Below are 21,953 nucleotides of genomic sequence, written 5' to 3'. Positions count from 1 at the left end.
TACCTGCGCTAATGCCAAACGATCGCCCCGTTTTAGAAAAGTTTCAAGAATACAAAAAAAGCAGCAAATTCCTGATGTTCTAAAGCATTTTTTCTAAAAATTGCTTGGCGCGATCGCACTGAGGATTTTGGAAAAACTCGTTAGGAGTAGTGTCTTCTGCTAAACTTCCCTGGTCGAGGAACATAATCCGATTGGCAACTTCTCTGGCAAAGCCCATTTCATGGGTAACGATAGCCATTGTCATCCCAGATAGTGCTAAATCTTTCATCACTTCCAGCACATCCTTAACCATTTCTGGATCTAGTGCAGAGGTGGGTTCATCAAACAAAATCATCTCTGGTTCCATTGCTAATGCACGGGCGATCGCAACTCGCTGTTTCTGTCCCCCAGATAGTTTGGATGGGTACACAGATACTTTTGACTCTAAACCTACCTTAGCAAGCAATTCTAAGCCATGTTCTTCTGCTTTTTGCTTGTTTATTCCTTTCACCTTTATGGGTGCGTAGGTGACATTTTCCAGCACATTCATGTGGGGAAACAAATTAAAATGTTGAAATACCATCACCAAATGCTGGCGCACCTTAGCAATGTTTGTTTTAGGCTTGGTGATTTCTCGATCGTGAAAGTAGATTCTGCCTCTGGTGGGTTTTTCCAACAAGTTTATGCATCGTAAAAAGGTAGACTTCCCTGAACCAGAAGGGCCTAGTATAGCAACCACTTCTCCCTGATAAAACTCAGTGGAAATATCTTTGAGTACGTCAAGTTTGCCAAAGGATTTACATAAGAATTCCGTGCGAATTACTACATTACTCACTTTCCCGTAACCTCCTTTCTAAAGCGGATGCACCCAAGGTCATACCCATTACCAAAACATAGTAGATTAACCCTGCAAATAACAGTGGTTCAAAATAAATATATTTGTTTGCACCAACAATTTGGGCGCTGCGTAATATTTCCACCACTCCAATCGTTGACACCAGCGCAGAATCTTTAAGCAATCCGATAGTTTCATTTACCAATGCTGGGAGAATGTTCTTCAATGCTTGGGGCAAAATCACATCCCACATCATCAACCAATAGGGAACACCCATAGACATCGCCGCTTCACTTTGTCCTTTATCCACTGCTTGAATCCCACCCCTGATGGTTTCCGACATATAAGCGCCAGAATTCAGGGTAAAAGTTAGCACCCCAGCCTGCAATGCGGAAATGTCATAGCCTGTAAGCTGGGGTGTTGCGTAGTAAACTAATGCCAACTGTAATAGCAAAGGTGTACCTCGAAAAACAGAGGTGTAGGCATTAGCAACCCAGGTAAGCGGCTTGATGCCGAGAATTTTTAATAGAGACAGGATTGTTCCCCAGATTAACCCCAAGGTTACAGATAATAGGGTAAACAACAAAGTTAATGGGATTCCCCGCAGAATAAAGGGAATGTCTGGAAGAATTCTGGTGAAGTCGAGATTCAATCCGCCTTTAGCAGGAGTTGAAGATGCAGAATTGGCGGCGGTATTCTGTGAAAACCACTTGGTTACTAGTTTAGCCAATGTGCCATCGTCCTTCATTTGTTGAAGGACTTTGTTAAACGGTTCTACAAAAGAAGAACCTTTGGGAAAAGCGATCGCCGATCCACTTGCCTCTTCTGACGGAATAGTATTAAATTCTAAATCTGGGTTAGCTTGGGCGAATCCCTTAGCGACGGTATCCTCAACAATTGCAGCATCAATTCGCCCAGATTTGATTTCCTGGACTACTTCCGGCACTTTATTGAGTTGCTTTAGCTGAATACCCGCAACTTTTTTAGCAATTTTTTGGGCATTTTGTTCTTGTATGGTTCCTAGTTGTACCCCAAGCTTTTTTCCTGATAAGTCTTGGGGTTGTTTCAGGTTGCTACCTTTAGGAGCGACAATGGTATCTTTGGCTTCGTAATAAATAATTGAAAAGTCAATATTTTTCTGACGTTCTGGAGTCGGAGTCATCCCAGCCATGACAAAATCAGCGCGATTTGCTTGGAGTGCAGGGATTAATCCATTAAAATCAGATTCCATTATTTGAAGTTTAAACCCAAGTTTTTCAGCAAGGGTTTTGGCAATATCTATATCAAAGCCAACTATTTGGCGATCGCCTCCTTTCGTATCATAAAACTCATAAGGAGGATAATCTGGGGAAGTAATCATCGTCAGCGTGTCTTTACCTAGAGGTGAAGCGGCTTTGAGAGAATTGCTATGTCCTGTGATGATGCTGATTCCTACTACTGCTACAACCAGTATCGTTAATAGCCATCCTTTTTTTTTCTTCATAAAACATTCTGCACCTTAAACTGCTACATTAATCGAGCAAATAATACCTGTGATATCATGTCCGCTAAATGGCTATGGTGTACACACAAGTCTTTTAAATATTTCCCCACATCTTGCCCTGCAATGCCATTGCATCGACTTGTTATGCCATTGCATCGGCTTGTTATGCCATTGCATCGACTTGTTATGCCATTGCATCGGCTTGTTATGCCATTGCATCGACTTGTTATGCCATTGCATCGACTTGTTATGCCATTGCATTGGCTTGTTATGCCATTGCATCGGCTTGTTATGCCATTGCATCGGCTTGTTATGCCATTGCATCGGCTTGTTATGCCATGTCCGCTTGATTGCTTATTAAACCCGAAGAACCCCACCCCCGCCAAAGCTACGCTTTGTCTCCCCTCCCCGCAAGCCTACGGTGTACACACAAGTTATGGAATCACTACTAGTCCTTGAATTACCCCACCCTAACCCTCCCCTTGTAAAGGGGAGGGAACGAGATTCTCTTGTTTCCCCCCTTGACAAGATTGCTATCGGCACGCTATCTGATGCTAGAGTACCGCGAGGGAACGAGATTCTCTTGTTTCCCCCCTTGACAAGGGGGGATTAAGGGGGGTAATTCGACTTGTGTGTACACCGTAGCCCCGCAAGCGGGGAGGGGATTAAGGGGTGGGGTGCAATGACTGTGGTTAGCATAACTAATTATGCGGACATGATATTATGCCATTGCATCGGCTTGCAAGCCCTAATTAATGCATGGTAAAGTCTCTGCTTAAGGAACTCTAATAAATAAATTATTCAATCTTGTGGGGTGCGCAACATGAGCGCCCAATTCACAGGACGGGCAAGATGCCTATCCCACAAGAAATATTGTGATATTTTATTACTTGGAAATCCCTTAATCCCATGAAAACTTCGGGACTGTCAAATTCTGACTTTAGTCGCTTCCAGCAGCTTAACGCTGGCATAAATCGCATCAATATAAGGTGTGGGAATTTGAGTAAGTTTTCCCAATTCTGCCACCGCGCCAACAATAGCATCTATCTCCGTAGCGCGTCTGGCTTCAATATCTTGCAACATTGAGGTTTTGTGTGCGCCAACATTTTCTGCCCCATTAATTCGCTGTTCTAAAGTGATGCCAAATTTTATACCTAAATTTTCTGCGATCGCTTGAGTTTCACTCATCATTCGCCCTGCTAGTTCGCGGGTGAGGGGATAGCGGCAAATATCCTCTAAAGTCGCACCAGTCAAGGCACTGATGGGATTAAATGCCACATTTCCCCACAACTTGATCCAAATTTCCGTGCGAATTTGGTTGCGGATTGGTGCTTTGAATCCTGCTTGTTTTAAAGTTTGTGCCAATAATTGGATGCGTTCGGTTTTACTACCGTTGATTTCACCCAGAGTAAAGCGATCGCCTTCAATATGTTTGATTACACCCGGTTCAATTATCTCAGTTGCCGGGTAAATCACACAACCGATGGCGCGTTCAGCACCGATACTAGCTTCAATAATCCCATCTGGATCGACAGATTGAATCCGCGTACCTTCAAACTCACCGCCATGCTTGCGAAAGTACCACCAAGGAACGCCATTTTGGGCTGTCACCACCATCGTGTGAGGATTGTAAAGTGCAGGGAGAAAGGGTGCGAGCGCAGGAACACTGTGAGCCTTCACAGTTAAAATTACTACATCCTGTGGCCCAGCTTCTTGAATATCGTTAGTTGCCAAAGCCGGAGTAGCAATTTGGCTAGAACCATCTGCCATGAGCAACTTCAGCCCATTTTTTTGAATTGCCTCCAAATGAGAACCACGCGCGATTAATGTCACCTCTTCACCTACCAGTGCCAATTTCGCCCCTAAATATCCACCAATCGCACCCGCGCCAACAATACAGATTTTCATTTAGCCAAAAAATATGATTTGTGAAAAACGGTATCCAATTCAGTTCCCAGTAGTGAATTCTCCAGCTTAGAGTGGAAAGATTCACAACTACTACTCACTACTCATTACTCATTACTCATTACTCATTACTCATTACTCACCACTCATTACTCCTAAAGCTTCCCATCGCTTCTAATAAATCTTGATGAACAGATTTTGAGGCAGCGACGATCAATCCAGGCATACTATAGTTTTGACAAGTATGCAGTGGCGGTAAAGTCGAACCGTCTAAAGTAGTTACAATCCAGCCAGCCTCTTTTGCAATAAAAGCGAGTGCAGCACTATCAAGAAATTTGCCCGATTTAATGATTGCTCCACTCAAATCGCCACTGAGAATACCATTGAGATTGGGAATTTGAATATCACTAGAGTAATCATTCGCTATATCGATTACTTTATATCGATCTTTTAATAAATGTGCGATGGAATTCATTCCCCATCCCAATAAAATAGAAGGTTTGGCAGATGTTATATCTAATGGGGCACAGGCTTCTAAGTTCATGTCTAGCGTGCCTTTAAAAGCACCTTCACCTCGAAGGGCGTAAAAATAAATGTTTTGGGCAGGAGAAATGGCAATTACTGCTTCAAAGTCATCCGTATTTAGAATACTGAGAATAATTTGGTAATTAGAATGTCCATCCATATAAAACTTTGTGCCATCAATCGGATCAAGTGTTACTAAGTAATCACCTTTTGAACCGAGTTCGGTAGCGCGAAAATATTTGGTATTATTAGAACTTTCATATTCTTCACCATAAAAGCGAATATCTGGAAAAGTGCCTAATAATACTACTTCTACCAGATTTTGAATAGCCACATCTGCATCAGTAAGGGCGGCACTAAAAAAGTTGTTTGCTTGTTCTTTGACAGGAAGTGCAGCAATTTTTGGTTGTAGAAAATGGGCATAGGCTGCTGCTACTTTGAGATGGGGGAGTAAAGTCTCTAAAATTAATCGAGTAGTTGGTGTTGTGGACATTGCAGCAAACTCCTTTTAGAAATAATCTACCGTCATCTGGGCGATAGAATTCTATATCTAGACAAAATTACGGTATCATTTGGATGCAATGATACCACCGTTGCTATATTACTTTAATCTGTATGTTTCAATGAACCATAGAAAAATCGCAATTTTTCTAGTAAATTTAAGGGTTTAAGACCGAATGTCAACACTTAGGACAATATTTCATTAATTCATCGCAAATTAAATTTGACCATACCCTACAATGCTAATGCGTCGGCTTGTATTGTTAATGCGGCGGCTTGTGTTGTTAATGCGTTCCCCTACATTAAAAACGCTACGCTTTTACGCAAAACTGTACTTAGCTAAAGTTATACCATTTTGAAAAATGATTGCGACAGATGGATTCACATCAAGCCAGACGCACCACAAGGCAATTCCCAATCCAAAATCCAAAATCTAAAATGGTATTACCCTACAAAAAGCAAGCTACAATCGGGCTTTAAATTCCTATCTGCAAATCTCTTTTCTACAAGACGCTACGCGTAGCTTGCTTCCCTGTAAGGCTATAATTTTGAATTTTTATTAATGGTTTTAGGAAACTTTTTCGAGTTTCTTCTGAGTAAATTTGGATAGATTGTGGCGTTTGAGTAATGAGGGTGCGCCAACAAGAGTACCAAGAATGAGCAGGCTATGGATATAAGTGGGTTCAGGAACAGTGACTATGGTTGCAGAAAAACTAATAGGTAACTCACTATCTTCTAATCCTAAATTTTCAAAACCTGGTATGATGGGCGGCGCAGAAAATACCTCTAAATAACCTGGTGTCGGCAAAAAACTCGCGAAAAATGGACTAGAATAGTTTCCTGCCGAAGTGGAATATGCAAAACCCTTATCCGTTAACTGCTGAGTATTAAGGCTAATTAAATTATCAATATCAAAAGGTTCGTTTCCTGGTATTGGAGTCCCGGCGGGTTGCAAACCAGTAATTGTTTCACCATTTCGCGTACCAGTAATTCCAGTAATCAGGTAAAAACCCAAATCGTTAGGGGTGTCATTAGTAGTGAAAGTACCATTTGCCGCAATGCCAGTACCAGAATAATTCCAATTCCAACTTAAAGCAGAAGCTGCTGGCATTGTCCCGAAAACTAATCCAGATGTGGTGGCGAGGGTTATGGCAGATAGAACTAGATTTTTCATGGAAGTCGTAACTGCGATCGTTCCCGTGTATTATACGGAAATTAGGAAAGATCGTATTATCAATTTTGCCTATATTATTTAGCAGCGATGCCTACGGTGGTCACTGAGCTTTGTCGAAGTGCGGGCTACGCGGGAGCATAACCACGCCAAAGCAGCATCAACATTATTAACCTGCTCTCCTGGCGGTACAGCTGGACGATTGACCATCACAACCTTTACGCCCAGTTCTCGCGCTGCAATTATCTTGGGCTTTGTGGCATCGCCACCGCTATTTTTGCTGATGATGGTATCAATGTTATTCTCAATCAGAATTTGTCTCTCATTATTGAGGGTAAAAGGGCCGCGATCGCACAATACCATTCCCGGTGGTACTAAAGCATCTTTGCCAGGAGGGTCAATCATCCGCATCAAAAACCAAATTTTCTCCAGATGAGCAAAAGCGGCCAGTTCTTGTCTACCAACTGTCAAAAATACTCGCTGTGACTGATTTTGCAGGGTTGTTGCTGCGGCTGCAACACTATCAACTTCAATCCAGCGATCGCCACTTACTTTTTCCCAAGGCGGACGGATTAACATCAGACGGGGTACTCCAACTTCCGTTGCCGCATCTGCCGCATTGAAGGAAATCTGACTAGCAAAAGGATGGGTTGCATCAATTAACAAGTCGATTTCCATGACTCGCAAATAGCTAGCCAATCCAGCCACACCGCCGAAGCCTCCAACCCGCAAATCGCCTAGCGGTACTGACGGTTCGCGGGTGCGGCCAGCTAGAGAGTTGATTACTTCTAACCCTTGGATAGTCGTAACTTTGGCAGCTAGTTCTGCTGCATCACCCGTCCCACCTAAAATCAAAACGCGCATCATTTAGATAGATAACGGTGGAATCTTTGCTAAAATCCCCTTTTTCAGAGCTTCTGGACGCTCTGACCAAGGTAGTAAACCATCTGCTTTAGCATAGTATTGACTAGCACATTCCAGTACCGCAGAGGCACTACCATCAACGGCTAAATCACCAAATAAATATGTTAATTTGCCTTTGGCACTAAAGGCAACTACACAAGAACGATTACAAGCACTCATGCATTCAACTTCCTGAATCGGGAATCGATCTCGTAACTCCCAATCTTGTGCAAGCTGCTGAAGTTGGTGTAAAAGTTTTTCACCACCACTTTCACCTAAGCGTTTTCCATTTTGCCAAACACTGGCACAGGTTTTGCAAACAAATAAAGTATGTTCAGCAACTTCCATTGGAGTAGTTGGGGAAATATTTACAGTCGTAGTCATCTGTACCTCGCAGATATGTGAAACTAATCAATCTATGTCGGCGGGCATCCTGACTCACTCAATTTGAGATTTTCGATCTAGTTCTTTAATCTCACATTGGTTCACAGTTGCGGGACAGCGCCGGATTTGCACCGAACTTTCCCCGTTACCTCTGGTAGCTGACTCCCACCAGAACCGAATCACCTTATCGATCGTACACTAGGGTTATCGGAAAATACGAAACAATAGGTTTTTTGTCAACCATCAAACTGGACGACAAACAGACAAAATACTGTGCATATTTACTACCTGTCCAATAACTGCGATCGCAGGCGCACTAAATCCAGTTTCTTCTACCTGTGTGACTATTGTTTCCAATGTCCCAATTAATTCTTCTTGTTCTGGGCGCGTACCCCAGCGTACCAAAGCAATTGGCGTTTCTAAATTCAACCCAGCTGTAATTAATTCTTCCACAATATAAGGCAGATTGTGAATTCCCATATAAATTACAATGGTTTCGGAACCGCGAGCGATCGCACTCCAATTTACTTGCGGTCTATACTTACCCGCAGCTTCATGACCAGTTACAAATGTCACTGACGAACTATACAGCCGATGCGTCAAAGGAATACCTGAGTATGCTGCTGCTGCAATTCCCGATGTGATACCTGGCACAACTTCCGTTGATATTCCAGCTTGAACTAATTCTTCCATCTCTTCGCCACCGCGACCAAAAATAAAGGGATCGCCACCCTTGAGCCGCACTACAATTGCATTATCCTGCGCTTTATCAATCAGCAATTGAGTTGTTTCTGACTGCAATAACGAATGTCTCCCCGCACGTTTTCCAGCATTAATTTGCTCGGCTTGAGGATTAATCATTGCCAGAATTGCCGGACTGACCAAGGCATCATAGATCACTACATCTGCACATTCCAGCAATCCTTTCGCCTTCAGGGTAACTAATCCTGGATCTCCTGGCCCCGCACCTACTAAATAAACCTTTCCCAAATACTTGTTCTCCTGCTTTTCTGTGCGGTTCATCTCTCTGTTAAATCCCAAATTAGCTCGGCTAATTCTGCACTTGCTCCCAGTGGCTTGGCCAGTTGGAAATTCACCGCAGAAAATTGTAATTTTAGCTCTTCTATTGAGGTGGCGATCGCATCGGTTATTCCACCAGCGAATAAAAAGTATGGCAAGATTGCAATTTCTCGATAACCAGCATCTACCAATTCTTTCACCCGTGATTCTAAACTAGGAAGCCCAGCCCAATAAGCAGCAACTGCTCCTAAACTCGCCGCCATTGCTTCCACAGTTTTTTGCGAACCTGGACGACGGCTACCATGAGCTAATAGAATCCATGCTTCTGCTTTTATAGCAGCTATTTGTTTTGCCAGCAATTTCTCTAAATTGGGGTGAGAGCCTAAATATGGTTCCAACTCAATGATGATATCTTGACCAGCAGCCTGTTGTGCGAGTGCTACTTCGGCAGGAATATCTGTCATCACATGCACTCCCGGCAGCAGAAATAGCGGTACAATTTTGAGGCGATTTTCATTTTGAGACAGTGGGCAATCGCCAAAAGCGCTTTTAGCAAATTGTTGAATCTGCTCGTGTAAAGGCTGAGGACTCATTTCTAAAGCAGCGATGCCAACCAAATGTTCGCTTGACAATTTCTGACATATCAGCCTAGCTAGTTGCTGCATAGCAATTTCTGGGCGCGGGTCGCGGCTTCCGTGAGATAGTAGTAGATAGGCAGATGACATCGGTAAAGCTTGAATTCTTAGTTACTACTCTTATTTAAGATTAAGCTGGGGATAATAAGTACTTTGGTAATTATTGAAACTATTATTAATTACTAAATAGAAGTATACTTAATCACTTTTATATTCTCCCCATACTTTTTAACTTATTGTTCTTCGGCAGTGTAAGTATAAAATTGATCGAAAGCTCCTACCGTTTCAAATTTGTACGAAGGTATCCAAGAGTTTATTTTTAAATCTGTACGGTAAATGCTAAAAATCAGGAAATCTTGCCTTTCTGTGGTCTTGGCAATAATTTCTTGGATTTGTGGGTTAGCCGAGTCAACTAACTTATCACAATTAAAACGGATTAAATTTTCAATAATATTCGTAGTTTTTTTACATACATCGGTCTTTAAGTATTTTGTCAGCCGTTGAACTGCATATTCTTCATATTCAACCTGACTGGGATTGGTTTTCGCCATTGTCACACCCAAGGCGGCGAGTCCTACTGCTGCTCCAGTATACGCGATGATGGTCAATGGTTTCATATTTGCCAAGTAAAATTCATTGTAATTGTTAGATTTCAGAGACTCTAAATCAACTAAGTCCGTTCCTTGAACAAAAACTCTTGATCGCTTGCCAAATTGTTGCTATAATTCAAATTGTTGAATGGCGAGCGTAGCCAAGTGGTTAAGGCAGTGGTTTGTGGTACCACCATTCGTGGGTTCGATTCCCATCGTTCGCCCTACATAATTTCATATTAATATCTACACTCCTGTAGAAGGTGGGTTAGATGGTGTAAATCCTTCTAATCATAACTTTAACAAGGATAAAGATATGCGATCTGTAGCTTTATAGACTTACGGACTGGCGATTGCAATCCTAAAGTCGTGACCAAGTTCATCCTTAAATAGTCTGAGTATTCTAAAACGGACATTAACATCTAAGAAGCAGCACGGCAAGATACAGGATTCTGCCATGAACCATGAGGTTTGGTGAGTGCATTCGCTGTAAGTTCCAACTCCCCTTTTGCATTCATCACCCACCCAGTAGCTTCTACAATGGGTTTTGGCGTAGCAGTAGTAGGTTTGATGGTAACAGGTAGACTCTTGCGGTTTCTGGTGCTGGGATTGAGCGTGACCCAATCTACCAGAACTGCATTAGGTGAAAGAAAGTTATAGGGATTGCGGGGTAAACCGCCACGTCCAGTGATGAGAAATGAACTAGCTTGTTGCTTGCTTCTAGAGTTACAGCTAGTATCAAGTAGCTGGGAAGTATCAACCAGATTTGTGGGTAGCATATCTACTAATCTTGGGCTAATACCAAGTGTATTAATAGTTTTTATACCGCTTGCAAAGGGATTTTGCTCCGAAAACGCCGTAACATCATTTGTAGGCAGCATAGATGAGGAGATATATATATTATATGGTTTGCCATCGTTGACGAATACATCACCTATTAGTGAAGGTTCTGAGGATATTACGTCTTTTCGATTAGGTACATTTAAGCCAAAAATGCCAGTGGCGGTGATGGTTATCTTCCCACCGTTCCCGTAGAATACATTGGCATCAATATCGCTATTATTACTGGCAACAAAAAAGCCGTGTGGTGCATTAATTCTGATGTTGCCGCCCTTATCTTTATAGTTATAAACGTCTATGTTACTGAAATTACGCATCAGTATTAAATCTTTTACCTGCAACACAATATCATCGCCATCAAGCCATCCTTGATCCAAATTAATCTGGTTCGCTTTTACTGTAAGTAAGCCTCTTGCTGTTGCATCTCTTCTTCTCGCCATGATTCCAGACCCATTATTTAAAGAAACAGAGCGTGCTTGGATATGAACATTTTCAGCAGTAATATTATTTGTCTTTGTTATGTATGTGTTGTCTTCTATACGAAAAACAGAGTAATTATCTCTTGTAATAGAAACAGAGTCACTAGCTTGCACCAACAAATTTCTACCTGCCTGTACCGTGCTATCTTTTAAAAAAACAGAGCCACTAACCTGTATCGATATGTTTCCAATGTTTCCATCAGCCCAGATAAGGCTATCTTTATCAATTAAAAGTGTTTTAGCATTAATATTAATGTCATTACCATAAACTAGAGCATTAATAAGGGAAACATCAGATTGCGCTACACTATTGGGAAAACTCAACTGTAGTCTGTTACCATCTAAACTTAATCCTAGCGTTCCCTCTGTGGCTAAACCTCCTAACTCGACTAGCTTATTAGGAGCAAACATTATCCCACCATCAAAACTCACATCACCACCCACTAACGCCAAAGTGTTACCTGGTTGCAGTTCTAAATCCTGAGATTGATAAAGGATACTCCCTGGATTTGATCCATATCGCAAGCCAATAGGAATACTTACAGTCAGGAGGGGCCTTGTTTGCGATGCAGTTGCAGTGAACTCAAAGCCATCTGCAAATGTCAGGCTACTTGCCGTACCTGCCAAGAAAGAGCCGCCAATGGTAAGCCTTGCATTTTTACCAAATATAATCCCATTCGGGTTTATTAGAAAGAAGTTAGCGCTACCATTAGCGCGAATCAACCCATCAATGTTAGAGACTGACCTACCCGTTACTCTAGTGATGATATTTTGAATATCTATAGCATTATTAAAGGAAGCAGCACCGTTAGTAGGAACAGAGAACTCGCTAAAGCTGTGAAACAAATTACTTCCTGCTTGCGTTCCCCCTGTGATATTGAGGGTGTTGCCATCTAGTGTAACGATGGAATTATTAGGCAGAGTACTATCTGAGCTAATTTGAGCAGAAGCACAATTTGCACCCAAAGCGATCGCACCTCCCATCGCAATTCCCAAACACCAATGAGTAGTCATCCCAAACATCCTACCCCCTAAGCTTTGTAACAGATGAACTCTTTTTTGAGTTAACCACAATTAGTGTTCGTCAGGTTAATACCTTCAGTTCTGGTTCATATTGAAGATGGCGAAATAATACGTGCAAAGAAATCCGACTTGTTCTATTTAGAATGAAGCACGCCGATGTTATGACCTAATAGTTTTGGACGGGGCAACGCATTCGACGCAAACCACCCTAGAAATTGCCCGTGCCTGCGATCGCATCCCCAGATGGTCTATATATGGGGTTTCAATAGACGGTATTTGTTTGCTCATTTGCAAATGCCATCAATACTTTTATTCACTTAGACTTGAAAATACCACCACTTGACATTCAACCTGAGAGTGTAGGTTCAAACAACCTCTAACTAAAGCTCTTTCATATTAAAATTCCCGAAATTTTAGAAAATTCGGGAATCTAGCCTTAGAACTTTTTGAACGCACATTTGAATTTTAAAAAATGCCTATAAGAACGATCAAAGTCAGCCCACAGAAAGCAAGTAAAGACATAATCAAAATGTTGCCTATACTGTGGTCAGAAGCTGTTATTTTATCCGTATTGGTAGCCATATAAATCGACCAAACTTAAACAACTTTTGTCCAAATTATAACTATATCCAATAAATATTAGTCTGTTATTGAACAAAAATTTATTTTAATTTATTTAAGTTTAAATAAATAGTTAAAGTTTCAGCAAATCATTAACTTTTGTTACTATCATTTTACAATTAATTATAGCAATAATATCAATTATTTCCAAATTAACACAATATAGGAATCATATTTTATTTTTGAAATTATTTACCTTGTATCCAGCAGATTTCAAGTTGGTGAACTATACAGGCTAAGTCTCAAAGCCTATTTTACTTCTATTAGTTAGTGCAGCCTATTCTGACCAAAGCAACAGAAACGTCTCCGGCTCTCGAATGAAGAATTCTCCTGTATGTGCTGATAATCAAAATATACGCAAATAAATGATATAGTAAAGATTACATTAAGCAATTAAGGGCGTGATAATTTGTGCCCAAAATATTATTATGCAGTTATTTAGTAACCTCTATCAAAAGAAATAAAAATTGTATTCCTTTAGTGAGATCCAAAAATACTGAGTCATAGATACTTTAAGTAAAGTAGAACATGATTTAAGTGCCTGCTGAAAAGTTGATACTTGTAGGTACACAGGTAAATATAATTTATCTGTGTTGTTTCGTGTTTATATATGTCTAACAAAAGGTGGAGGCTTATTTGTCTTGCCTAGAAAGTTAACAATGCAAACATCGTCATTTAGTGGAGTTGCTATGTCTGAATTGCTTCAAGCAGTCTTAGATAGTGAAGAAAGAAGTGATTTACGTTCCTTTCTTAGTGAATTACGCCAACAAGAAAAGAAGTACTTGCTGCGGAACGACATACTCAATGTATATAGTGAGTATTGCTCCAAGTCCCAAAAACCTGAAGCCTTTTACACTTCCTCGGAGTTAAGCAAACTCATTTACTATACTCAGGAAATTATTCAGGAAGACTCAAACTTCTGTTTCATCATCCGTTCTAAGATTGCCAGCCAAGAAGTTTATTGGTTGACATCAGACTTAAGCATTGAGCCGATGACGGTGCAGGATTTGTTGGATCTGCGCGATCGCTTGGTAAACAAATATCATCCCAACGAAGGCGACCTGCTAGAATTGGACTTCGGCCCGTTTTATGACTACACCCCAGTCATCCGCGACCCCAAAAATATTGGTAAAGGGGTACAATTTCTTAATCGCTATTTATCCAGCAAAATATTTCAAGACTCCAAACAATTGCTGGACAGCTTATTGAATTTCTTGCGCCTGCACCACTACAACGGCGTGCAACTGCTGCTTAACGATCGCATTCAATCACAGCAGCAACTTTCCGAGCAAGTTAAGAAAGCGATCGGTTTTGTTAATAATCGCCCCGAAGATGAACCCTACGAACAATTCCGCTTCCAATTGCAGTCAATGGGTTTTGAGCCGGGTTGGGGTAACACCGCAGCGCGAGTGCGGGAAACTTTAAGTATTCTCGATGAATTGATTGATTCTGCCGATCCTCAGACCCTAGAAGCCTTCATTTCTCGTGTCCCGATGATTTTTAGAATCGTCCTGGTGTCAGCTCACGGTTGGTTTGGGCAAGAGGGAGTTTTAGGGCGTCCCGATACCGGCGGTCAGGTAGTTTACGTCCTTGACCAGGCAAAGAGCCTAGAGAAGCAGTTACAAGAAGATGTCTTGCTTGCGGGTTTAGAGAAATTAAATGTCGAGCCAAAGGTAATTATTCTCACCCGCTTGATTCCCAATAGTGATGGCACTCTTTGTAATCAACGGCTAGAAAAAGTCCTCGGTACCGAAAATGCCTGGATTTTGCGAGTCCCTTTACGGGATTTTAATCCTAACATGACTCAAAACTGGATTTCTCGGTTTGAGTTCTGGCCTTATCTAGAAACTTTCGCCATTGATTCCGAAAGAGAACTACGGGCAGAATTTCACGGCACACCTGACTTAATAGTTGGAAACTATACTGATGGGAATTTAATAGCATTCTTGTTGGCACGACGGCTGAAAGTTACTCAATGCAATGTTGCCCATGCTTTGGAAAAATCTAAATACTTATTCAGTAACCTTTACTGGCAAGAATTAGAGGAGAAATATCATTTTTCCTTGCAATTCACAGCTGATTTGATTGCCATGAATGCTGCCAATTTTGTGATTAGCAGCACCTACCAAGAAATTGTCGGGACACCGGATAGTGTGGGACAGTACGAGTCTTATAAGTGCTTCACTATGCCGGAGTTGTATCATGTTACCAATGGCATTGAATTATTTAGTCCCAAATTTAATGTCGTACCACCGGGAGTAAATGAAAATAATTACTTCCCTTACACCCGAAATAAAGACCGGGTAGAGAGCGATCGCCAACGCCTTGCAGAAACACTCTTTACTCTGGAAGACCCCACGCAAATCTTTGGCAAACTCGACGATCCCAACAAGCGCCCTCTTTTCTCAATGGCGCGTCTCGACCACATCAAAAACCTCACAGGTTTAGCTGAATGTTATGGTCAAAGTAAAGAACTACAAGAGCATTGCAACTTAATTTTGGTAGCCGGCAAATTACGCGTCGAAGAATCAGGCGACAACGAAGAACGCGACGAAATTATCAAACTCTACCAAATAATTGACCAGTACAATCTCCACGGTAAAATTCGTTGGTTGGGTGTGCGCCTCTCCAAAACCGATTCCGGTGAAATTTACCGAGTCATTGCCGATCATCAGGGAATTTTTGTACAACCAGCTTTATTTGAAGCTTTTGGTTTGACAATTCTAGAAGCAATGGTTTCAGGATTACCGACTTTTGCTACACAGTTTGGCGGGCCATTAGAGATTATTCAAGATAAGGTGAATGGCTTTTTAATTAACCCAACGAATTTAGAAGAGACAGCCAATAAAATTGTGGATTTCATCACAAAATGCGAACAAAACCCTAACTATTGGAGTGAAATTTCCCAACGAGGGATTGACAGAGTTTACAGCACCTATACTTGGAAAATTCACACTAGCAAGCTGTTATCACTAGCACGGATTTATGGCTTCTGGAACTTTACCTCAAAGGAAAATCGGGAAGATTTATTGCGCTATATTGAGGCTTTGTTCTATTTAATTTACAAGCCAAGAGCGCAACAGCTATTAGAGCAGCATCAGTACCGTTAGTTTGTCATTTGTGAGCCACTGCGGCCTTGGGGTCTCCCCAAGTTCAGCACGTGGCGTCATTTGTCATTAGCTAAAGACTAAAGACAAATGACTAAGGACAATCAACAAATAACTAAATTGTCAACGCACTCCAAGTTCGTTGACCAACTACTCCATCTACACCTAAATTTTGCTGGTTTTGAAAGGCTTTGACAGCAGTCTCTGTTAGTGCGCCAAAAATTCCATCTACTCTCACAGCATAACCGTTAGACACTAATAACTGTTGTAAGGCTCTGACAGCAATACCAGAACTACCGAAATAAAGAGTCGGTAGAGGTTGGCTACTAAACTTCTGAAACCGTCCTGTAGCCTTTGTACGGACTTTAGCTTCAGACTGAAAAGATTTCTTAGGCTTACCTAAGTTAGAAGAAACTAGTCCCAGATTCTTTTTGCTAATTTTTTGAAGTATGTGTTCTTTTTCTAATTTCAGCGCTGGAAGAGAAGCTTGGGAAATCTCATCTGTCTGCATAAATTCAGGTGGCGTAACTTTAGCAGCTATCTCTAACTGACTCTGTTTTGACTGGTTTACGTCATTTTCCATCTGAAATAATTGCTGCTGTGGCAAATTAGTCCCAGATACATGTCTTATTGTTAACACGCCCGTCATCATCAGGCCAATTTCATTCATTTTCGTTTATTTTACTTCAACCAATATTTCTTTTAATCAACAGTTACTGTCCGGGATAGTACATACTGACCAAATAAAAAAGTTATGTACTAATTTTTCCAGATAATATTTTCATGTTCATATTTGCTCACCCCCGATTCCATTTAATCAGATTAATATCATTAATCAAGCCATCAAGTTATCAGACATACTATCTAAATCAATGGTTTAGACAATAACATACTATACGATCGCCAGGGAATGCCATCAAACAAATTTACCTAGTTATATTTAGCTCATGCTTGGGATGCTGATGTTGCTTTTATCATGTTTCTACTGCCAGTAAAAATACTACTGAATTCATCAAGGCAGTTTTTTAACTATTGATTAAAAGCTCTTAATTTCAAATACTTTTTTCTATTTTACAGGGAGTGATAAACTTTTTATCAATTGCAACTTATGTCGCTTTTTCAAGCTATTCTCGAAAAGCGCACACTTTTACCTCAAAAGAATGAAACCGCACAACCTTGTTGCACGGTATGGAATTTGAGTTAAAGTTTAGATACTAGATGAAAAAATTACACAGAAGCACTTAACATAATATTTGTGCAATTCTCTTGTCTAATCTGTGTTAATTTTTATATCATTTTGAAACTTTGAGAAAGAATGCACCTTACTCAGAAAGTGTGTAGGCGTAGGCCGCCCTTAGATATCGCTTACTACTCTCAGTTGTGGATATTGAAAAACTTTTTATCTTTTTTCATCTCGCCACAGAGCAATACCACCTAATAAACCAGTGATATTGGGGATGAGTTTAACATTTAACGGTAGCTGTAAATTCACTTTCACAGCTTCACCACCACCAATGTAAAGGTAATCATAATTAAACAGATGTTGCAAGGATGCGATCGCTTTTTCTAAACGCCTATTCCATCTTTTCTCACCAATTTTTTCTAACTCTGCACGCCCCAACTGCTCCTCAAAAGTCTCTCCTTTGCGAAACGGATGATGCCCCATTTCCATATTTGGCACCAGCTTACCATCCACAAATAAAGCCGAACCAAACCCCGTACCCAGAGTAATCACTAATTCGACACCTTTACCTGCGATCGCACCAAATCCCTGCATATCTGCATCATTAATCACCCGTACAGGCTTATTTAAGTGTTTTAATAATGCTGTTTCCAAATCAAATCCGATCCAATCTGGATGTAAGTTTACCGCTGTTTCCGTGACTCCACATCGTACCACACCGGGAAAACCGACCGAAACGCGATGAAATTCACCTTGAGCCGCAGCTAACACTACAATTGCATTAATTACAACCTCCGGTGTTGCAGGTTGAGGTGTATCTAAACGCGCTCTTTCTGTTAAAGGATGCCCCGTAATATCCAAAACCATAGCCTTAACGCCACTACCGCCAATATCAACTGATAGGGTACGAATCGATCCATTTTCTTCAACCATTGAGTTACATCCTTGTTAATGCTTGTTATTTCGTTATTAATTATGCTCTGCTGCATTTGATAATATCTTGGATGTTTGGAGAGTCTTTATATTGGTGGGGAGTGTGCAGATGCAGTAAATTTTTCCCTCTGCCCCCCTGCCCCTCTGCCTCTTTACCCTATGCCCAAAGTTAAAAATCCCATACATTCGATGCCGGACAGCATCTAGATTTGTTAATCTAAGAATAATGGAAATAGTACTAGCGTAGCTGCTTAAAATCTATCGGGCAGCAAATTTCTATTAAAAGTAATATAAGAGAAAGAATTATGACGGCGTTTGAACCTCAAAGCATCCGCTCGTATAGCCAAGAAGATGTCCAACAAATTCTGCACTTAGCGATCGCTCGTCAAGCAGATGATAAAGACACTGAATTTTCTTATGAGCATATATTAGAAATTGCTGCTGAGTTAGAAATTTCACCTGAGTCTTTAAAATTAGCAGAACGCGATTGGGTAGCACAACAGGGGCAACTCCAACAACGAAAAGCTTTTGACGCCTACCGCATCAGAAGATTTCAGAAACGCCTAAGCAAATATGCAATTTTCAATGGCTTTTTGATACTACTTGATTTAATCACAGGTGGCGGAATTTCTTGGTCGCTGTACATTTTACTATTCTGCGGATTACCTGTAGCGCTTGATGTCTGGAATACCTTTCAAATCAAAGGTGAAGAGTATGAAATGGCATTCCAAAAATGGAGCCGCAACCATCAGATTAAGAAAACCATCAGCACAGTTTTGAATAAGTGGTTTAAGGTATTACAGGCTTAATCAAAATTTTCCCTAACCCATCTCTACTTAATTCCCCCCAGAAACGGCTACGGTGTACAGACAAGTCTGAAATAGCTGAAAAACCCAAGGTTTTACCCCACCCTAACCCTCCCCTTATAAAGGGGAGGGAACTGGATTTCTCGTTTCCCCCCTTTATAAGGGGGGATTAAGGGGGGTAATTTGACTTGTGTGTACACCATAGCCAGAAACGGGGGGGAATATTTTGCGATCGAACTTAACTAGATACTGAATTAGCCGCCTCGGAAACCTTCTCGGCTGGTGGAAAGCCACCCATACGAATCTCAGAAGTGAAGGAAGTAATACTAAATCCGCCTAAACTTTTGAGGACGTTTACCCGCATTCGCAAATTAGGGCTAGCAAACCACAGCCGTTCTTCTGAGAAGATGGTTTCATCCTCTGTAGTTAGGATTAAAGCACCATCACTGTCAAATTTATAGCGTCCGGGAACTGGAGTTTTATTGGCATCAACTATTTCTCGGAGTAACCTGCCTTGGGCTGGATTATCCGCATCGGGTACCGAAACTAACACAGTTGAACCAGTGTGTTTTGCTTGATCCTTATCCATTGTGCCGTTCCAGGTAATTTTGGTAGCACAGGAAGCAGAACTTGGATTAATGTTGTAACTTTGACACAGCTTGATAACTTCTGGACGATCTAATGCCAGCGCCTCAATGATGATATCTGACTTGCTATGTTCCGATTGGTTAAAAGCCAAATGTTGACTAGTACGATGAGAAAACCATTTACCAGTACTTAACTGAAAAAACTCTTCAATATTCATGAATGAAATTACCCTGCATCAAAATGCTAAAATTCCCACTTAATTATTAAAAGGTAACAGGAGGCTTTAATATTAAGCTTGATTGCCTATTTCCTCAAGCTTCTTGAGGCCAATTCTGGCTGCCTCAGCAACGTTGAAATGATTGTCTTTTTCCAGGTATTTTAAAGCTGAGACACTCTTGGGAGTGGGAAGATTTCCCAAGGCTTCTGCCAAACGCTGCCTCACCAACCAATCATCTGATTGGGCAAAGCGCAGGATCTTATCTACAGACTCGATGTCTTGAATTTCTCCCAGTGCAGAGATTGCAGCTTGTTGCAATACTACTTCTTTGCTATCCAATGCCTGAATAAGAATTTGACGGGCACGGGGGTCTTTAATATTACCTAGAGAAACAGCTGCACTAAAACGTACTAGCCAGTCAGTATCTTCATAAAATGCCCGTGAAAGCACCTCAAAGGCTCTGGCATCACCCAAATATCCTAAAGCACCAGCGGCATCAGCACGCATACCATAATCGGGGTCATTTTCGAGAATTTTTACCAAAATAGAATAGCATTCTGGTGTTGGCTTGATTCCCAGGGCAAATATTGCCATCGATCGCAGTTGCAAAGATTCGTCGTCTAGTACCTTTTTAATCAAAGGTACTGCATCCTCAGCCGCAACGTGACGCAGATTAGCAAGGGCTACCATGCGATCGCGTAAATTCGGACTTTCTAACTGAGTAGAAATTTCTTGTAAGCTTAGAGCTGCCATTTAGTTCAAAGCGTTTTCTTTACTTATCTTAATTTACCCGATCTGTTCATCAGGCTGTCACCATCGTGAAGTAGGAGTTTGGCGACTTTACAAAATGGCTCAATTATGAATGAAGAATAAACAAATATTACTTACGTGAGAATATATATTGAATCTAGCAGTTCGCCAAGTGAACTTGGCAGGGTAAAGGGTAAGGGGTAAGGGGGAAGGGAAGATCAAGAGGGGAAAAGGTTAAAGGGCAAAGGGGAAAGGAAAAAGGAAAATCAAGAGGGGAAAGGGAAGAATTTAACCCTTTACCCTGCGCCGTTCGCACAGCGATCGCACCAGAAGGCGCTTACCCTTTCCCCTTTTCCCTGCCGCAGGCTTCCTTTCCCCTTTCCCCAGCCTGAAAAAGCGCATTTTTGGGTTGGCAGACTACTAGCAGTAATTAAGGAATAATCGATCATCTTCAAAGCTTCAGTAGCCAGTTTTTTGTTGAATAAACCTCTTGCAAAAGTGCTTTTTGCAAGAGAGGGGAAAAGGGTAAAGGTTAAAGGGGAAGGGGATAATACAGAACCTTTTCCCTTTTCCCGACTTATGCAAGAAGTCTAATGTAGATGTAGGGCGATCGCGCCTTCTCGCCAAAAATCGCACTTTTCCCTCAAACATAGCTTTGTGTCCACCCTCTTACGTTAAAGTTGCATAAGAAAGTGCATCTAAAGCCAGGAGGAAAGAGTTGTGAAAGCAGTCTTGATGACAGCAGCTGGCAGTCCCGAAGTTCTGCAAGTACAGGATGTGCCAAACCCTGGTGTTCCTGTAGGGAATACTGAACTTTTAGTGCGTTTGGTGGCGGCTGGCATTAACCCCATTGACACTAAACTTCGTAGTCGAGGCAGTTTCTACCCCGATCGCAGTCCGACAATTTTAGGATGTGATGGTGCGGGTATTGTTGAAGCAGTCGGTGCTGGTGTCCAGGGTTTTCGCGTAGGTGATGAAGTATATTTTTGCTATGGTGGCTTAGGCGCACACCAAGGAAATTACGCTGAATATACCGTTGTAGATGAACGGTTTGTGGCACGTAAACCCGCCTCTATCTCCTTTGCCGAAGCAGCAGCAGCGCCTTTAGTATTAATCACCGCCTGGGAAGCTTTATATGAACGAGGACGATTAGAACCTGGGGAACGGGTTTTGATTCATGCGGGTGCTGGTGGTGTTGGCCATGTAGCAATTCAATTGGCGAAACTCAAAGGTGCTACTGTTTCCACCACCGTGGGTTCTGAAGAAAAAGCTAATTTCGTTAAAGAACTCGGTGCCGATAATGTAATTTTTTACAAACAAACAGACTTTGTACAAGCGGTATTAGATTGGACTGGTGGCGAAGGCGTAGACTTGGCTTTTGATGTGCGAATCGTTGGCTAGAAACTAAAATCCATAAGGATTTGGAGGATTAGCCGCAAGGTACATAACCTTGACAACTGAATGACCATGTAGGT

Annotated in this window: 18 protein-coding genes, 1 tRNA gene, 1 pseudogene and 1 riboswitch; of the genes and pseudogenes, 5 read left to right on the top strand and 15 right to left on the bottom strand. The window is 41.5% G+C overall.

The annotated features are described in order from the left end of the window. Positions 1-79: 79 nt before the first annotated feature. Both V7K45_RS20745 and V7K45_RS20740 read right to left on the bottom strand, forming a co-directional pair. Positions 80-814 (bottom strand): amino acid ABC transporter ATP-binding protein, encoded by a 735-nt coding sequence (locus V7K45_RS20745; RefSeq protein ID WP_335006724.1) that lies wholly within the window; start codon positions 812-814, stop codon positions 80-82. Continuing rightward, positions 807-2,297 (bottom strand): ABC transporter permease subunit, encoded by a 1,491-nt coding sequence (locus tag V7K45_RS20740; RefSeq protein WP_335006722.1) that lies wholly within the window; start codon positions 2,295-2,297, stop codon positions 807-809. The genes V7K45_RS20745 and V7K45_RS20740 overlap by 8 nt, the downstream gene beginning before the upstream one ends. A gap of 113 nt (positions 2,298-2,410) precedes the next feature. Here V7K45_RS20740 and V7K45_RS20735 point away from each other — a divergent pair, with 113 nt between their 5' ends. Further along, complete coding sequence (locus tag V7K45_RS20735) at positions 2,411-2,647, top strand: hypothetical protein (RefSeq protein ID WP_335006720.1); 237 nt, start codon at positions 2,411-2,413, stop codon at positions 2,645-2,647. A 577-nt stretch (positions 2,648-3,224) separates the two neighbouring features. Here V7K45_RS20735 and V7K45_RS20730 read toward each other — a convergent pair. The 8 genes from V7K45_RS20730 to V7K45_RS20695 form a co-directional block, all read right to left on the bottom strand. Continuing rightward, positions 3,225-4,205 (bottom strand): 2-dehydropantoate 2-reductase, encoded by a 981-nt coding sequence (locus tag V7K45_RS20730; protein WP_335006718.1) that lies wholly within the window; start codon positions 4,203-4,205, stop codon positions 3,225-3,227. Positions 4,206-4,341: 136 nt separating this feature from the next. Next, a complete protein-coding gene (locus V7K45_RS20725; RefSeq protein ID WP_335006716.1) occupies positions 4,342-5,220 on the bottom strand; it encodes an inositol monophosphatase family protein in 879 nt (292 codons plus the stop codon). Between the two features lie 576 nt (positions 5,221-5,796). Then, positions 5,797-6,402, bottom strand: coding sequence for a PEP-CTERM sorting domain-containing protein (locus tag V7K45_RS20720; protein WP_335006714.1), 606 nt, complete (start codon positions 6,400-6,402; stop codon positions 5,797-5,799). A gap of 78 nt (positions 6,403-6,480) precedes the next feature. After that, positions 6,481-7,263 carry a cobalt-precorrin-6A reductase gene (locus tag V7K45_RS20715; RefSeq protein ID WP_335006886.1) on the bottom strand — a complete coding sequence of 261 codons (783 nt, stop codon included), beginning with the start codon at positions 7,261-7,263 and terminating at the stop codon, positions 6,481-6,483. A gap of 3 nt (positions 7,264-7,266) precedes the next feature. Continuing rightward, positions 7,267-7,686, bottom strand: coding sequence for a DUF1636 domain-containing protein (locus V7K45_RS20710; RefSeq protein ID WP_335006712.1), 420 nt, complete (start codon positions 7,684-7,686; stop codon positions 7,267-7,269). Positions 7,687-7,708: 22 nt separating this feature from the next. Then, positions 7,709-7,880: riboswitch (cobalamin riboswitch) on the bottom strand. A gap of 49 nt (positions 7,881-7,929) precedes the next feature. Continuing rightward, positions 7,930-8,709, bottom strand: coding sequence for a uroporphyrinogen-III C-methyltransferase (cobA, locus tag V7K45_RS20705; RefSeq protein ID WP_335006708.1), 780 nt, complete (start codon positions 8,707-8,709; stop codon positions 7,930-7,932). Then, a complete protein-coding gene (locus V7K45_RS20700; protein ID WP_335006706.1) occupies positions 8,706-9,431 on the bottom strand; it encodes a sirohydrochlorin chelatase in 726 nt (241 codons plus the stop codon). Before V7K45_RS20700 ends, cobA begins: the two co-directional genes overlap by 4 nt. A gap of 143 nt (positions 9,432-9,574) precedes the next feature. Further along, positions 9,575-9,958: a DUF4359 domain-containing protein gene (locus tag V7K45_RS20695; RefSeq protein ID WP_335006704.1), complete on the bottom strand. Its 384-nt coding sequence runs from the start codon at positions 9,956-9,958 to the stop codon at positions 9,575-9,577. Positions 9,959-10,082: 124 nt separating this feature from the next. Between V7K45_RS20695 and V7K45_RS20690 the strand changes: the two genes are divergently transcribed. After that, positions 10,083-10,155 (top strand) — tRNA-His (locus V7K45_RS20690). Positions 10,156-10,353: 198 nt separating this feature from the next. Here V7K45_RS20690 and V7K45_RS20685 read toward each other — a convergent pair. Further along, positions 10,354-12,264, bottom strand: a complete 1,911-nt coding sequence (locus V7K45_RS20685) for a filamentous hemagglutinin N-terminal domain-containing protein (RefSeq protein ID WP_335006702.1) — start codon at positions 12,262-12,264, stop codon at positions 10,354-10,356. Positions 12,265-13,583: 1,319 nt separating this feature from the next. Here V7K45_RS20685 and V7K45_RS20680 point away from each other — a divergent pair. Then, entirely contained in the window at positions 13,584-16,004 is a 2,421-nt protein-coding gene (locus tag V7K45_RS20680) for a sucrose synthase (RefSeq protein WP_335006700.1), read from the top strand. A 112-nt stretch (positions 16,005-16,116) separates the two neighbouring features. Here the strand turns inward: V7K45_RS20680 and V7K45_RS20675 are convergent, their stop codons facing one another. Together V7K45_RS20675 and V7K45_RS20670 are read right to left on the bottom strand one after the other, a co-directional pair. Continuing rightward, positions 16,117-16,671, bottom strand: coding sequence for a peptidoglycan-binding domain-containing protein (locus V7K45_RS20675; protein WP_335006698.1), 555 nt, complete (start codon positions 16,669-16,671; stop codon positions 16,117-16,119). A 729-nt stretch (positions 16,672-17,400) separates the two neighbouring features. Next, positions 17,401-18,117 (bottom strand): ROK family protein, encoded by a 717-nt coding sequence (locus V7K45_RS20670; protein WP_335006696.1) that lies wholly within the window; start codon positions 18,115-18,117, stop codon positions 17,401-17,403. Positions 18,118-18,422: 305 nt separating this feature from the next. On the opposite strand from V7K45_RS20670, the gene V7K45_RS20665 reads away from it, so the two are divergent. Continuing rightward, a complete protein-coding gene (locus tag V7K45_RS20665) occupies positions 18,423-18,926 on the top strand; it encodes a 2TM domain-containing protein (RefSeq protein WP_335006694.1) in 504 nt (167 codons plus the stop codon). Positions 18,927-19,161: 235 nt separating this feature from the next. Here V7K45_RS20665 and V7K45_RS20660 read toward each other — a convergent pair whose 3' ends face one another. After that, positions 19,162-19,728 carry a phycobiliprotein lyase gene (locus tag V7K45_RS20660; RefSeq protein WP_335006692.1) on the bottom strand — a complete coding sequence of 189 codons (567 nt, stop codon included), beginning with the start codon at positions 19,726-19,728 and terminating at the stop codon, positions 19,162-19,164. A gap of 72 nt (positions 19,729-19,800) precedes the next feature. Beyond that, the gene (locus V7K45_RS20655) at positions 19,801-20,481 is read right to left on the bottom strand and encodes a HEAT repeat domain-containing protein (protein WP_335006690.1); all 681 of its coding nucleotides are present in this window, start codon (positions 20,479-20,481) and stop codon (positions 19,801-19,803) included. A gap of 717 nt (positions 20,482-21,198) precedes the next feature. Here V7K45_RS20655 and V7K45_RS20650 point away from each other — a divergent pair. Then, positions 21,199-21,861 (top strand): annotated as a pseudogene (locus V7K45_RS20650) (alcohol dehydrogenase catalytic domain-containing protein); the annotation flags it as partial. Positions 21,862-21,953: the final 92 nt, after the last annotated feature.

Origin of the sequence: Nostoc sp. (assembly GCF_036917375.1) — a bacterium.
GTDB lineage: Bacteria > Cyanobacteriota > Cyanobacteriia > Cyanobacteriales > Nostocaceae > Nostoc.
This window is presented reverse-complemented; position numbering and strand designations above follow the sequence as displayed.